Source organism: Acinetobacter sp. GW821-FHT09D10 (assembly GCF_059416285.1).
In genome coordinates, this window is sequence record NZ_JBWKOW010000001.1 from 1,272,337 (window position 1) to 1,286,816 (window position 14,480).

General features: G+C 38.5%; 12 protein-coding genes. 7 read left to right on the top strand and 5 right to left on the bottom strand.

Going from position 1 to position 14,480, the window contains the following annotated elements; all coding sequences use genetic code 11:
* Positions 1-25 precede the first annotated feature (25 nt).
* Positions 26-835, top strand: a complete 810-nt coding sequence (locus AC07M3_RS06000) for a rhomboid family intramembrane serine protease (protein ID WP_494566823.1) — start codon at positions 26-28, stop codon at positions 833-835.
* 1 nt (position 836) lies between these two features.
* Here AC07M3_RS06000 and AC07M3_RS06005 read toward each other — a convergent pair whose 3' ends face one another.
* Entirely contained in the window at positions 837-3,296 is a 2,460-nt protein-coding gene (locus AC07M3_RS06005) for an ABC transporter permease (protein WP_494566919.1), read from the bottom strand.
* A gap of 3 nt (positions 3,297-3,299) precedes the next feature.
* A complete protein-coding gene (locus AC07M3_RS06010; RefSeq protein WP_045434585.1) occupies positions 3,300-3,992 on the bottom strand; it encodes an ABC transporter ATP-binding protein in 693 nt (230 codons plus the stop codon).
* Positions 3,993-4,036: 44 nt separating this feature from the next.
* Here AC07M3_RS06010 and AC07M3_RS06015 point away from each other — a divergent pair, with 44 nt between their 5' ends.
* Positions 4,037-4,660: an arylesterase gene (locus AC07M3_RS06015; protein WP_494566824.1), complete on the top strand. Its 624-nt coding sequence runs from the start codon at positions 4,037-4,039 to the stop codon at positions 4,658-4,660.
* 32 nt (positions 4,661-4,692) lie between these two features.
* Here AC07M3_RS06015 and AC07M3_RS06020 read toward each other — a convergent pair whose 3' ends face one another.
* On the bottom strand, positions 4,693-5,307 hold the full coding sequence (locus AC07M3_RS06020; RefSeq protein WP_017388743.1) for a carbonic anhydrase: 615 nt from the start codon (positions 5,305-5,307) through the stop codon (positions 4,693-4,695).
* 285 nt (positions 5,308-5,592) lie between these two features.
* Between AC07M3_RS06020 and AC07M3_RS06025 the strand changes: the two genes are divergently transcribed.
* Together AC07M3_RS06025 and AC07M3_RS06030 are read left to right on the top strand one after the other, a co-directional pair.
* Entirely contained in the window at positions 5,593-6,618 is a 1,026-nt protein-coding gene (locus AC07M3_RS06025; protein ID WP_494566825.1) for an alpha/beta fold hydrolase, read from the top strand.
* A 26-nt stretch (positions 6,619-6,644) separates the two neighbouring features.
* Positions 6,645-7,652, top strand: coding sequence for a hypothetical protein (locus AC07M3_RS06030; RefSeq protein WP_494566826.1), 1,008 nt, complete (start codon positions 6,645-6,647; stop codon positions 7,650-7,652).
* Between the two features lie 23 nt (positions 7,653-7,675).
* Here the strand turns inward: AC07M3_RS06030 and AC07M3_RS06035 are convergent, their stop codons facing one another.
* Positions 7,676-9,940 carry a TonB-dependent siderophore receptor gene (locus tag AC07M3_RS06035; protein WP_494566827.1) on the bottom strand — a complete coding sequence of 755 codons (2,265 nt, stop codon included), beginning with the start codon at positions 9,938-9,940 and terminating at the stop codon, positions 7,676-7,678.
* Between the two features lie 169 nt (positions 9,941-10,109).
* A complete protein-coding gene (gene nfuA, locus AC07M3_RS06040; RefSeq protein ID WP_003653074.1) occupies positions 10,110-10,748 on the bottom strand; it encodes a Fe-S biogenesis protein NfuA in 639 nt (212 codons plus the stop codon).
* Between the two features lie 158 nt (positions 10,749-10,906).
* Here nfuA and AC07M3_RS06045 point away from each other — a divergent pair, with 158 nt between their 5' ends.
* The 3 genes from AC07M3_RS06045 (at position 10,907) to AC07M3_RS06055 (ending at position 14,373) form a co-directional block, all read left to right on the top strand.
* Complete coding sequence (locus AC07M3_RS06045) at positions 10,907-11,524, top strand: rhomboid family intramembrane serine protease (RefSeq protein ID WP_209734821.1); 618 nt, start codon at positions 10,907-10,909, stop codon at positions 11,522-11,524.
* A 168-nt stretch (positions 11,525-11,692) separates the two neighbouring features.
* Positions 11,693-13,369 carry an arylsulfatase gene (locus AC07M3_RS06050; RefSeq protein WP_494566828.1) on the top strand — a complete coding sequence of 559 codons (1,677 nt, stop codon included), beginning with the start codon at positions 11,693-11,695 and terminating at the stop codon, positions 13,367-13,369.
* On the top strand, positions 13,366-14,373 hold the full coding sequence (locus AC07M3_RS06055; protein ID WP_494566829.1) for an SUMF1/EgtB/PvdO family nonheme iron enzyme: 1,008 nt from the start codon (positions 13,366-13,368) through the stop codon (positions 14,371-14,373). The genes AC07M3_RS06050 and AC07M3_RS06055 overlap by 4 nt, the downstream gene beginning before the upstream one ends.
* The last annotated feature ends 107 nt before the right edge of the window (positions 14,374-14,480 follow it).

Below are 14,480 nucleotides of genomic sequence, written 5' to 3' on the forward strand. Positions count from 1 at the left end.
TGTTCATATATAACAAAAGCATAGCATGACTCAATATCAGCCTCCGCACATTAATCGTAAACTCAATGTACAAAATTGGTGGCTGACCGCCCTACTCATCGCAATCAATGTAGGTTTGTTTGTCTGGCAAATTGTATCAGGCGTCGATATTAGTGACCCAGCCATGAAAGATGCCATTCATTGGGGTGCAGATTTTACACCACTTACTTTTTCTGGACAGCCCGAACGTTTATTTACCAGCATGTTTTTTCATTTTGGTTTAGTTCATCTCATGCTTAACATGTGGGCCTTGTATATTTTCGGTAATGTTGCTGAGTCACTATTTGGTCGCTTCTATTTTATTGGAATGTACTTACTCGCTGGCTTATTCGGTAGCCTTTTAAGTAGTTATATGACGATTCAAGATGGACATGAATTGCTGCAACATTTTGACCAGAGCTTACTTCCCCATGTCAGTGCAGGTGCTTCGGGTGCTGTGATGGGATTAGGTGCTGCGTTAACAGTGCTTTCTTTATTTCCACCGCTACCTCATCAAGCCTACATACTCGATAAAAAAGCATTATTAATGATTATGGCAATCAACCTTATTTTTGGTTTTGTCGCAACGGGAATTAATAATGCCGCGCATAGTGGCGGCATTATTATTGGAGCATTTCTTGCGCTGATGTGGTACTTAAGTTATGTCAGCAAATTTAAAAATACGCTCAAACTTCTAAGCTTATTAGGAGCAGTTGTAATTACAGGTGGTTTTTATATGTACTGTGTACAACTCAACTCACCTTTACTTCCGTTATGGCATGAAATCATCATCCAGAATCCTGACATTATTCCTTAAGCTACAGCTGGTTTAGTTCTCTTAAGCTTTGTAAAGGTGGTAAGTTACAAAGATACCCTAGTCGATAACGGCCTATCAGGGCACAAACCAGCATCATGCCAATTGGTAAAATCAACCATATTTCAACATGCCACTGTAGTGCCATATTCATTTTATAACTTGCAATAGCACTAATCACTTCTGCAAAACAGCAGGCAACTATGCCTGCTAACAATCCTAAAAACCCAACTTCAAGACTGAGCATTTGCTTCATTTTATTTTTAGACAATCCAAATGAACGTAATAAAGCAACTTCACGGCGTCGCTCATCCATTAATAAGTTTAAGCATGCGATAAGTACTAAAACCCCAGAGAAACCCACTAAAGCCGCCAGCACGGTCACAATTTTCACTAAAACATTCATTAAACGCTTTACTTCATCCAGAATACGATCGACATCAATAAATACCGTATTCGAAAATTGCTGAATGATATTGATCATTTTGGATTGGTCTTGCTTAGGTACATAAAAGCTGCCTAAATAGCTTCCAGCATTTTCATCTAAAGTTTTCGGTGAAAAAATAAAGAAAAAGTTAGGACTAAAACTTTCCCATTCTACACTTCGAAAATTAACAACTTTGGCCTGTAAATTGCCTTCCGGCAAACTAAAGGTAAGCTTATCTCCAATTTGAATACCAAGGCTTTCAGCCGTTTTGTTTTCAACAGAAACTTGCCCTACACCGCTAAACTGAGCTTGACCTTTTGTAATGGCATTGTCATTCGGTAATTGATTAGACTGAGTTAAATTTAACTCACGACGTAAAGAATTATTTTGTTTTATGGCTTCTTCAGAAAAAGGTACTTCATTTTTTGCTAGCAATCGGCCACGGATATTGGGATATAAAGGTGTGCTCTGCCAACCATTTTGTTTCAACTGTTGTTCAAAAGCTTTTAAATCAAATGGAGGCAAACCATAAACAAACTGATTAGGCGTTCCTTCTGGCAATTGTTGCTGCCAACGCTCTAATAAATCAGTTCTTAATACACTTAACACTGTAATAAGGCTTAATCCTAAAGCCAGAGCAGTAATCTGTAATGCGCTTTGGGATGGAGAGCGAATATAAAAAGACAAACGATTTTTCATCTTTTTTAGGCTACGAAGCAATAACCAGACAGCGGTGTAAAGCAAAATACAAAGAACGATAATCGCAGCCAAAACCATAATGCTGAGCATCAAGTTTTCACTCAACACCAAACTAAAAACGATCAAGCTAGTAATGCCAGCAAAAAACATAAAAAATAATGATTTTCGAGATTTTGCTTGTTCACGAATAACTCGAATTGGTGGGGTATTTAAAAGCTCCCAAATGCTTGGCAAGATAAACCCCAGCAAAACAATTACACTTGTAAAAATGGCGATTGGTAAAGGCCCAAGCAAAAGTGGTATTACCGAAAAATTTAATTCCAATTGAGGAACCAATTGCAACATGAGTTGAAGCAGGCCATAGCCCAATATCAGCCCCAATAAACTTCCTATAACAATCGAAATCGCGCTAACAACACAAAGTAATCCAATATATGCCAATAAAATTTGGAATTTACTTCCCCCTAAACACCGGATGAGCGCAATGTGATCTTGGTTTTGTTGAACATATCTTTGACTCGTTAAAGCGATGGCAATACCACACAATAAAATCGTTAAAATATTGGCCAATTGTAAAAAGGTATCAAGGTTTTCAAGGGGACGTAATAATCTGCTATTCGACTCACTGGCATCGCGTAACCGTAAACCCGCTGTTTCGTCTAGATCTTTAGTAGTTTGATGCTGTTGTTTAAACTGCTTAGCAAAAGTCTGTACCTGTTCGGGTTTACCCGCCATTAATAAACGATAGTCAATTCTGCTCCCTGTCTGAATTGCATGAGTTTTAGCAATATCAGCTTGATGGATAATAACCGTGGGAGAAAAGCCAGAGAATCCTAACTCTTGGTTAGAATCACGAACAATCACTCCGCTAAAACGAAATGTACCATCCGCAATAGAAACAGGATCACCAAGTTTTACTTTTAATAAATCTGCCGCCCTTTGGCTTAACCACACCTCACCAGACTGAATCCCTTGCGTAGTTGGCTCAATTTCAAGCTGGCCTCTTAGTGGAAATAAAGGCTCTATTGCTTTCACATTGACCATAACAAACTGATCTTGTGTATGGGCCATAGAACTAAACATAGTGACATTGGTTTGCTTGAAACCAAGCTGCTCTGCTCTTTTTTTCCATGACTGCTCTATGGGCTCATTATTTGACAGAACTAAATCAGCACCCAACATTTGAGAAGCTTGTAAACTGACAGCATTTTTAACTTGGTCATTACTAAATTTAAGAGCGGTTGTGGCACTAATTGCAAGTGATAAGGCAATAATGAGTAGATACAGGCCACCCGTGCGGAAACTTTGTAGTAAAAGTGGTTTTAGAAGATTACGCATCATTTAACCGCCCTGTACTGTCTTTAATCGGCCATCATCTAACTCAACATGGCGCTGACAAAGACTTGCTAAGTTACGATCGTGTGTAACCAAAATAAGGGTTGTCCCTAACTCTCGATTTAAATCAAAAAGTAGATTTTCAATTTCTTGAGCTGTTTGACCATCTAGGTTTCCGGTCGGTTCATCTGCAAAAATAATTTGTGGTTCTGCAATTAGCGCCCTCGCAATCGCCACACGTTGCTGTTCTCCGCCAGATAAAACTTTAGGAGTTTGCTCCACCTGACGGCCAAGTCCCACTCGATGCAACCAATCTAACGCCTTTTTCTCTGCGGTTTTATAATCGAAATCTTTACGCAGCCTTAAGGGCAACATGACATTTTCAAGTGCGCTCAACTGAGGCAAAAGCTGAAAAGACTGAAATACGAAACCAATATGCTGCATTCTAATTTGAGCGCGTTGTTCTTCGGTTAACTCATGTACTGCCTGACCACATAGCCACACTTCTCCTTCAGACGGTTGATCTAAAGTCGCCAAAATTCCGAGTAAGGTTGATTTACCTGAACCGGAACGTCCCGTAATTGCTACCTGTTCCCCTTCAAAAATCTCTAAATCGATATCTTTTAAAATCGTAAACTGATTTTGGTTGATCTGAATAGTTTGTGTAACTTGATGGGCAGCAATGATGGGTTGTGGCATGATATGAAAAGTCCTATGTATTCAGAATCAGGGTCGAAGTACAAATGTATAAATCTTTTTTGATTGGTTCTAAAAGCATCATGCTCATCTCATTAAGTATGCTGCCCATGCTTGTATCGGCGAAAACTATTTTAATTTTAGGAGATAGTATCAGTGCCGGTTACGGAATTGATCCCAAACAAGGTTGGGTACAATTACTGCAAAAACGTTTAGACCAACAGTATCCCAAACAACACAAAGTGGTCAATGCAAGTGTTAGTGGTGAAACAACAAGCGGAGCTTTGGCACGATTACCTAAATTATTGCAGACCTATAAGCCAAATGTAGTCGTGATTGAATTAGGCGGAAATGACGGCTTGCGTGGGCAACCACCTCAAATGATTCAAAAAAATCTGGATCAGCTCATTCAATTAAGCCAAAAACAAAAAGCCAAAGTTGTTATTTTTGGTATGAAAATTCCGCCAAATTATGGGGGTGCATATAGCAAAGCTTTTGAAAATAATTATAAAGTTGTAAGCCAAAAATATCAGGTGAAATTACTTCCGTTCTTTCTAGATGGCGTTGCTGGTCAAAAACAGCTGATGCAAAATGATTTGATTCACCCAAATGCACAAGCACAATCAAAACTACTTAATTTAGCTTTTCCATACATAAAAGGTGCCCTATAGGCACCTTTTAGTTTTAAATATTTTTATTATGATCAGAAATCAAAAAAAGTAACTTCACCAGTTTCTAGTGAATACTCTGCACCAACGACAATCAACTCACCTTTTGCGATCAAGCTTTCAAGGACACTTGAACCATGACGTAATTGATTTACCGAAGCAAAAACATTTGAACGTACTGCATGGCATGATAATTTTTTCAAATCATTTTTTAAGTCAGTTTGCATTAAAATTTCAACTGATGGACGAACACGGTTCACAATCGACATCAAGTTAGCTGATGGCGGTTGATCAGGGTTCATTAACGTATCAATTGTCGCTTGAATTGCGCCACAATGGCTATGTCCTAATACAACTACAACCGGACAGTCATAGCGTTCTGCTGCGAACTCAACACTACCGACTTGTGAAGGTGCTACAACATTACCAGCAACACGAATTACGAATAAGTCACCAAGACCTTGGTCAAATACCATTTCTGCTGGAACACGAGAATCTGAGCAACCTAATACAATCGCAAACGGATTTTGATCCTTTGCCATTTCAGCGCGTTCATGATGAGATAAGGTTTTTGCAAGGGAAGTATTTCCATTTACAAATCGTTGATTACCAGCTTTCAGACGATCTAAAACTTCTTGCGCAGTAGGCATTTTATATTTCCATTGTTTTTTCAAGGTTGGAAATCATTTTAATGTGTCAAAATTTGAATGTCACTGACAAAAAATTAAATCCTTTTCCATGAAAAATTTTAAAAATACGTCCTTTATTTGAATGGAGAATTTACTGCACATTCGCTGCTGTTTAGTTAAAAAATAGACATACTTTAGCAAATGGATTGACTATAATTTTCCTCCTTTTAATCATTTAGCAAATGACTCATTGGCAAAGTTTTTCAATAATTTTCAAACTCGCTTATGCATCAAGGATGAAATCTTATGACAACGCTGTCCGCATCAAAAAAAACTGTTCTAAAAAAAACCGTTGCAGCACTTACCTTAGCATGCAGCCTTACAACAATAATGAGTATTTCTCAGACACAAGCTGCCGATACGATTGATATAAGCTTTCAAAATATTTTGCAGCAAGAACGAAGCTGGGCAGGCTTACAAAGTAAAAGTTTAAAAGTTGGTGATATAACTTGGTCATATAGTGAAGGTGGTTCTACCACTAAACCTACATTGTTACTCATCCATGGATTAGGAGGTAGCCGTGATAACTGGAACCGTGTCGCTCGTTATCTCACAACAAATTACCATGTCATTATTCCTGACTTACCGGGAAGTGGTGAAACCTTAGTTACACAAGACTTTGATTATTCAGTGCCTAATCTTGCCGAAAAATTACGTCGTTTCGTTGAAGCTGCAAATTTAAAAGGCCCTATTCATATTGCTGGCCACTCACTTGGCGGTTCGATTGCCCTACTCTATGCTGGACAATATCCATTTGAAACCAAAAGCCTATTCTTAGTTGATAGTGGCGGTATTTTCCTTTCAGCCAATACAATTTACCTAAAAGATCCTGCTTACCTAAAACAACTTTTAGTGTCTAAAAAGGGGGACTTTAACTATTTGTTAAAGCAAACCATGTATACCCCACCTTTTATTCCAAAAGAATTTTTAGAAGCTCAAGAAAAGCTCATGATTAATCAGGCACCTCAAACGCAGAAACTGGTTGATCAGCTTATTGCTCTCAATAAAGTCTATACGCCAGACTCATTTGCAGTTCTCACAAAAACAATAGATGCACCGACACTGATTTTATGGGGTAAGCAAGATAAGATTATTAATGTCGAAGTCGCAAGTGAATTAAAACGACTTTTAAAGAATGCCCAACCTCCTGTTATTTTAGAAAATGTTGGTCATATGCCAATTTTGGAAGCTGAGCAACTGGTTATTCAACAATATGTACCGTTTTTACTTAAAGTAGAAACAAATCAGTCTTTAAGAACGACTACACCTTAAATAAAACTTCGGACTTGTGAGACCTTATGTCTACCCAACCGCTTATAGAAAAACTCATTGAAGCTCATCTTGATTTTTTAGATGAGGAATTTGCTCAGCCCCATGTTATCCAACAAGAATTTGAGCAATTTTATCATTGGTTGGGCAGTCGGCAACTACAACACCTCTGGACTTTCGAACAAATTCAGCAGCTGATTCAAAAGCAGATTTTAGACACCCCTGCTTCTGATTCCCTACTTGAACAAATTGCAGAACATATCCGTTTTGCACTGATTCATCCTGCCAATGACAGTACAACAATTGAAGATGTTATTCCTGTTTTAACAATTGATGGAATTGCGCAATACGTTGCAAGTAAAGATCAGCATCGTAAGAAGCTAATTAAAACGATTGTGAATAATCCTGCATTTTCAGCACTTCTAACACAGCTGATTCAACAAACGATGCATGACTATTTAGATGAGTCGATGTCAAAACGGGTGCCGGGTGTAGGTCGTTTTATGAAGATGGGTAAATCGGTTCTAGAAACCGTAACCGACTCAAATCTGGATGACACGATTCATCATTATTTGCAAAAGAATATTTTAAAACTCACTCAAATGAGTGAGCGTGTTTTAAACCAACATTTTGACAATGATAAGCTCTACCATTTTCAGGCAAATATTTGGCATAAAGTTAAAACCATGCCACTTTCAGTTTTGAAAAATTATGTAGAAGTTCAAGATTTATCAAAAACTGTGGGTTTAGGACATCAGATTTGGGATCACATTCGCCAAACTTCTTATTTGAAACAACAAGTACATGATGGTATTTACACATGGTATGTACGTAATCAGGAACGTAATTTTGACTTGTTACTTCGTGACCTGAATATTGATGAAAGCTTAATTCAACATGAACTGACTCAGTTACTTGTGCCAGCATTACAGCAATTAGTTACAACAGGGCATTTAAGACGACGTGCTCGTGTGTACTTAGAAAAGTTTTATTATTCTGAAAAAGCATTAGAGATTTTAAATAACAAAGGCGCTTAAAGCGCCTTTGTTATTACTATGGATTAGAATGAATATTTTAAAGAAGCGTAATAAGCTCGACCTGGCTCATTGTAAGTTTGGCTAATCGAATTACTGTCTCTTAAAATTTGTTTATCAAACAAGTTACTTACACCAACACGCGTACTAATATTGTCTGAAATTTTATAACCGACATTAATTCCAGCAGTACTATAGCTTTTTACAGTGCTTGGCTTAATCGCAGAATTTGTTCCACCTGAACCAATGCCAGATTCGATTCTATTTTCGGCAAATTGACGCGATTTTTGACGACCATATTGAGTAAATACAAAATTCACATCTAATTGATCTGTAATGTCGTAATCAAAAATTGAGTTAATTGTATAGTTAGGAACTAAAGATAATGGATTCCCCGTTTGCTTATCTTTCGAGTCCATCATATAGGTAAAGTTGTTGGTCCAACGAATATCGCCAAAGTCTAACCCTAAGCTTCCTTCAAAACCTTGAATTAATGCTTTAGGCGTATTTTCCCAACGTAAGATATTCCACTTCGTGTTGGTTACAGCTCCTGTATTGGCATTGGTACTTGAGCCATCTACAGTGCCAACAACATTCGTTCCTGCCACAATCTTATCTTTATAGTCATTGCGGAACCACGTTAAGCTCGCATTCACAATATCTTTTTGGAACTGAATGCCTAACTCTTTGTTTACCGAAGTTTCAGGTTTTAAATCGCCATTACCTTGTAATAAACAACGCGATTCAATATTAGCAGGACAACCATTGCCATTTGTACTGAGTAAGTACCCTTCGGCATTTTGATACATGTTTGGTGCTTTATAAGCTTTTGCTATCCCACCTTTTAGCGTGAAATAATCATTGAGTCTTTGAGTAACGTTTAAGCTTGGGCTCCAGTTAGAGCCAGATTTGCTATGGTCGTCGAAACGTAAACCTAACACGGCATCGGTGCTGTCTGTGAGTTTCAAGTTATCTTCGATATATGCAGAAGCAATACGTGATTCCATTTTACTGCGATTGCCTTTAGCTAATTGATCGCCATAACCTGAACCGCTGCTGTCTGTACCCTGATTTGTCGAAATATTATCTTTAAATCTGTCTTCAACCCACTCAGTACCGAGTGTTAATACGTGTGGTACATAATATTCAAAAGGAATATTGGCTTCACCATTTAACCGAAGAGTTTCTAATCTTGAAGTCGCTTTATCATCAAGGTTATTAATTTTTCCTTCTACACTTCCCGCAAGGCCTTCAGGCAAACGTTTATTATGAGTCTTATCATATTGAGCAACTAACTTACTTTTACCCCAAGACCAATCACCTTCATGTGTTAAAGCATAGCTATCACGGTACATCGTATTGGTTTCTTTACCAATAAGTTCAGAAAGAATCGCATCTGCTTCAGCATTTGCATTTAACTGAGAATCACCAGAATAAATATTCCCTTGCTTGCTAGATGAAACATCAAATAAGACGGTTTGTTGATCTGTGGCTTGCCAAGCTAAACGTCCTGAAATATCTTTATTTTTAACGCCTTCACGCCCAGCTGCCGTACTGCCTATTGATTTATTAATATCGACGTCGTCAGCTTCTGTTTTATTGTAATTACCATATAAACGATATGACAAAACATCTTTAATCAGTGGCCCACTCAAGTTAAAGCCAACTCGATTTGATGAACCTTCTTTAGAGTCTTCAGGTTGTGAAGTATAGAGCTCTACCGAACCATGGGTTTCATTCGTCACTTTTTTAGTGATGATGTTGACTACACCACCTGCTGCACCCGAACCATATCGAGCTGCGGCGGGTCCACGTAAAACTTCAATCGATTCGATTGCTTCTGCTGGAACCCAGTTTGAATCACCACGTGTATCACGTTCCCCTTTCCAGCCATAGCGAACTGAATTACGAGAATTAACAGGTTTTCCATCAACTAAAATGAGTGTATTTTCAGGCCCCATTCCACGAATGTCGATTTGTCTATTATTACCACGCTGCCCTGTTGCACTGTTTCCAGTTAAATTTACACCAGGCATACGGCGTACATAATCTGAAATATCATTACGAACTGGAAGTTTTTCTAAATCTTCTTGGGTGATCACTGATACACCGAGCGATTGCTTTACTTGCTCTTCAGCTGTTACAAAAATTGTTTCCAATTTCACAGGTTCAGCAGGCTTTTCTAATGCTGGTTCAGCTTGTTCTTGCTCATTTTTTGCAGCATAAGCCATAGACATCATACTTGCCAGTACTGAAACAGAAAGCACTGACTGGATAATACGCTTTGACATAAGTATTCCCAATATATTGATTTATTAAACATCTCTCATTTTAAGTTCCGCATTGTAACAAATCTAAATAAAATTACAAATGATATTGATAATAATTATCATTATTTATATTGAATAATAAAAAAACCTCATTTCGAGGCTTTTTTATTTCACTTTTCAAATAATTTAATTATTTGAAATAAGCACCTTCAGCTTGTGTATGGTCAGTTTGGTCAACCACACGTTGAAGCTCTGGAATATGCTCTCTTAACGTCGTTTCTACACCTTGTTTCAAGGTAACGTCAATTGCAGAACATCCTTGGCAACCACCACCAAATTTCAATACAGCAGTTAAACCATGTTCTGGATTATCTTGTACTTCTACCAAGCTACAATTCCCGCCATGGCCTGCAAGACCCGGGTTAATTTCTGCTTGAAGAATGTAAGTAATACGCTCTTCAATTGATGCATCTGGACCAACACGTGGAACTTTAGAGTTTGGCGCGCGGAAAGTTAACTGCCCACCGAAACGGTCCTTATTGTAATCAATTACGGCATCTAAAAGATAAGGAATAGATGGCGCATCAATATATGCAGGGAAATCTGGATAGTCCTGTTTATAATCCGTTGGGATTACTTCTTCTGGTGCACTATATGCCATACAGCATTCTGCACGTGGCGTACCCGGATGTTCAACAAAAACTCGAACGCCAATTCCCGGAGTATTTTGCTTCGTCAATAAATCGTGCAAATACTCTTGTGCAGATGGTGTAATCAAAAGGTTTGGAATTTCTTCTGCAACAGCAGTGTTGGTGTTCTCAGTCGACATAACAATATTCCTCAAGCTGATGCCTTTATATTAACCGAAGATGAGGTAGATTTAAAAAAAATCAACTAAATTTGTCGGATTTATACACAACAGGGTTTCAACTGAAGTTTTTAATGGCATTATTGGGCTCAATATTGATCATTTTTTAAATATTTCTTATGTTGCATCTGCCGTTTAACCATACCATTACCCTTATTATTATTACGGTCATTGTCTCCTTACTTGCTTTTAGCAATCAAAACGTAATGAATCGTTTGATTTTTTGGCCCCCTGCAATGCAACGTGGGCAATTTGATCGTTTCATTACTCATGGCTTTATCCATGCAGATGGTACACATCTACTTTTTAACATGATTACCCTGTTCTTCTTTGGCAGCATTATTGAAAGTTTTTATCGCCAATATTTTTATGACATGGGATTTGTGTTGTTCTATTTAGGCGGTTTAATCTTTGCGATTTTACCGAGCTATTTACAACATAGACATGATACAAACTGGGCGAGCCTCGGCGCCTCTGGTGCGGTTTCAGCTGTTTTATTTGCTTATATTCTATTTCAACCATGGAAGCTGATTTTTGTATTCTTCATTCCAGTACCAGCCATTATTTTTGCTGTTTTATATGTAGCGTACAGCATTTGGGCTGGTAAACGTGGTAATAGCCATATCAACCATAGTGCTCATTTATGGGGTGCGGCTTACGGGGTCCTTGTAACCATTTTGATCGAACCGAAAGTGATTCCACATTTCTTAGATCAACTGACTCGTATTCCGTTCTAAGTCAAGCATTCAAAAAAAGCCCGTAATGGGCTTTTCTTTTTTTCTCATTTATTTATCACCATAAATTCTCAGTCTTTTTTCTGATTTTCTTTGATCTTTTCCTTGTTTTGATTGCAAAAACCATCTGATTAAACTCATGCCAATTCTTTTAATAATTCAGATGATACAATGAAGTACAAAGCAATTTTATCTAGCCTTTCCATTGCTTTATTTAGCTTATCTTTGGCTGGCTGTAATGACAACGATAATCAAGAAAATGTAATAACCACGCCTAAGCAACCGAATATCTTATTTATTATGGCTGATGACTTAGGCTATTCAGATTTAGGAGCCTTCGGTGGCGAAATTCGTACACCCAATATTGATAGCCTAGCTCAGGAAGGTCGCCTTTTAACTGACTATCATACCGCCCCGACCTGTTCCCCAACACGTTCTCAACTGATTTCAGGTACTGATCACCATTTAGCTGGTATTGGTGCAATGGCTGAACTCACGCCCGAACATTTAAAGGGCCAGCCCGGCTATGAGGGCTATTTGAATGAGCGTTCGCTATCCATCGCACAAGTGCTGAAAGATAATGGCTATCGTACTTATATCAGCGGTAAATGGCATTTAGGGCTAACCCCTGAAACGAATGCCCATGCCAAAGGTTTTGACCATTCATTTACCTTGTTACAAGGCCTAGATCACCACTTTAAGCAAGCGCCAAGTGCATTTAAGCGAAATTCGACCTATACAGAAGATGGGCAAATTATTCCTGTTTCAGCTTTGCCTGATGACTTTTTCTCGACAAATTATTTTACCGATAAATTACTTAGCTATTTAGACTCCGGCAAAAATAGCGGCAAACCGTTCTTTGCTTATGCTGCCTACACTGCACCTCACTGGCCAATTCAAGCACCTGCGGAATACCGTGAAAAATATCGCGGAGTTTACGATGTTGGTTACGATGCAATTCGTAATGCGCGTATCGCACGCCAAAAACAGCTTGGTATTATCCCCGCAAACTTTGAAGCAGCCGAACCGATTGCCACTCAAAATGCTCCACAAAAATATGGAAAATGGAATGAATTAACTGCTGAACAAAAAGCACTAGAAGCCCGTAAAATGGAAATCTATGCAGGTATGGTAGAAAATCTCGATGCCAATGTGGGCCGCATTATTCAATATCTCAAACAAAATAATCTTTATGAAAATACCTTAATTTTCTTTGTTTCCGACAATGGTGCAGAAGGTTTTGTACGTGGAGGATACGGCAGTGAATCTGGCTTTGATAACTCTATAGCAAATGTAGGTACACCGACTTCGTATCACTATATTGGACCACGTTGGGCTGAGGTTAGTGCTGCACCTTTCCATTTGTGGAAGGATACAGCTGGTGAAGGTGCAACGACAGCCCCTGCAATTGTTAAATTACCTAATCAGAAAAAAGCAGAAGAAACGAATCATAGCTTTGCATCAGTACTCGATGTTTTCCCAACTTTACTAGAATATGCTCATATTCCAGTACCTCAAGGCCAATACAATGGTCGTACCATTAACACACCATCAGGGATTTCATGGAAACCTTTACTTGAAAATAAAACAACTACGATTCGCCCCGAAAATTTTAGTTTTGCCGATGAGCTACATGGCAGTAAATATGCAAAACAAGGCGAGTGGAAAATTGCACTTCAAGGCCGTCCTGAGCTAGGTACAGGAACTTGGGAGCTATACAACATTAAAGCAGATCGAGGGGAAAGACAGAACGTTGCTCAGATTTATCCAGCTAAAGTCCAAGAATTGTTATCGGTCTATCAAAAATATACTGAAAAAAATGGTGTGCAGGAATATAACGCCAAATGAGATTGAAACCATTTTTAGTAACGACCATCAGCCTGTCTTTTATGACAGGCTGTAGTCAATCTTCACAAGTTTCTGAACCCACACCATCGTCTCAGCAGCACACCTCTTTAGCTGACTTGGGTTCTATTGAGAAATGTAAAAACTACACAGGACTACCTCAAGGTTGGCTAAAACAACCTACAGCTGGAATGGTGCTGATTGCTGATGGGCATTTTAATTTTGGTTCTGAAAAAGCCTATCCCGATGAACTTAATTTTGGAAAAAAGCAACGGGAAGTCAAAGGATTCTGGATTGATCAGACAGAAGTCAGCGTTGCTCAGTTTGCTAGTTTCGTAAAAGCAACGGGTTATATCACCGATGCCGAAAAACAAAAGCAGGCTGCTGTTTTTTCACCTGCCCCTCAACACCCACAGCAATGGTGGCAACTAAAATCGGGCTATACATGGAAAACTCCAAACGGCAGTAATGGTGCCGTAGCTAATTCTAATGAACCTGTGCGATATGTGAGTAAAAACGATGCTGAACATTATGCAGTTTGGTTAGGACGTGATTTACCCACAGAACTAGAATGGGAATATGCAGCTAAAGCGAATTCGCAAACTGATACACCATTACATCAAGCCCCTACCGATGAACACCAACATCCACAAGCAAATTACTGGCAAGGTGAATTCCCTTTTCAAAACCTGAATCAAGATCACTTTAAAGATGTTGCGCCCGTTGGATGCTTTGCACCAAATCATTTCAAACTATTTGATATGATTGGAAATGTATGGGAATGGACATCATCTCCATATCAAGGTGCTCATGACCAGCATATGGGAAATTATTCTGATTTAAGACAACAACAACAAATCACCAGTACACAATATGTAATTAAAGGCGGATCTTTTCTTTGCGCACAAAATTATTGTTCACGTTATCGTAGCAGTAGCCGCTATCCGCAAGACTTTGATTTAGCTGCAACCCATGTGGGCTTCCGAACGATTTTAAGGTCTGATTAGTTTCTTTAAATCAGAATTATTAAATATATTCTTAACCAAAAGTAGATCGAAAAATAATCAAAATTTTTCTATAGTAAAATGGAGAATGATAAAAAAGTGAGAACAAG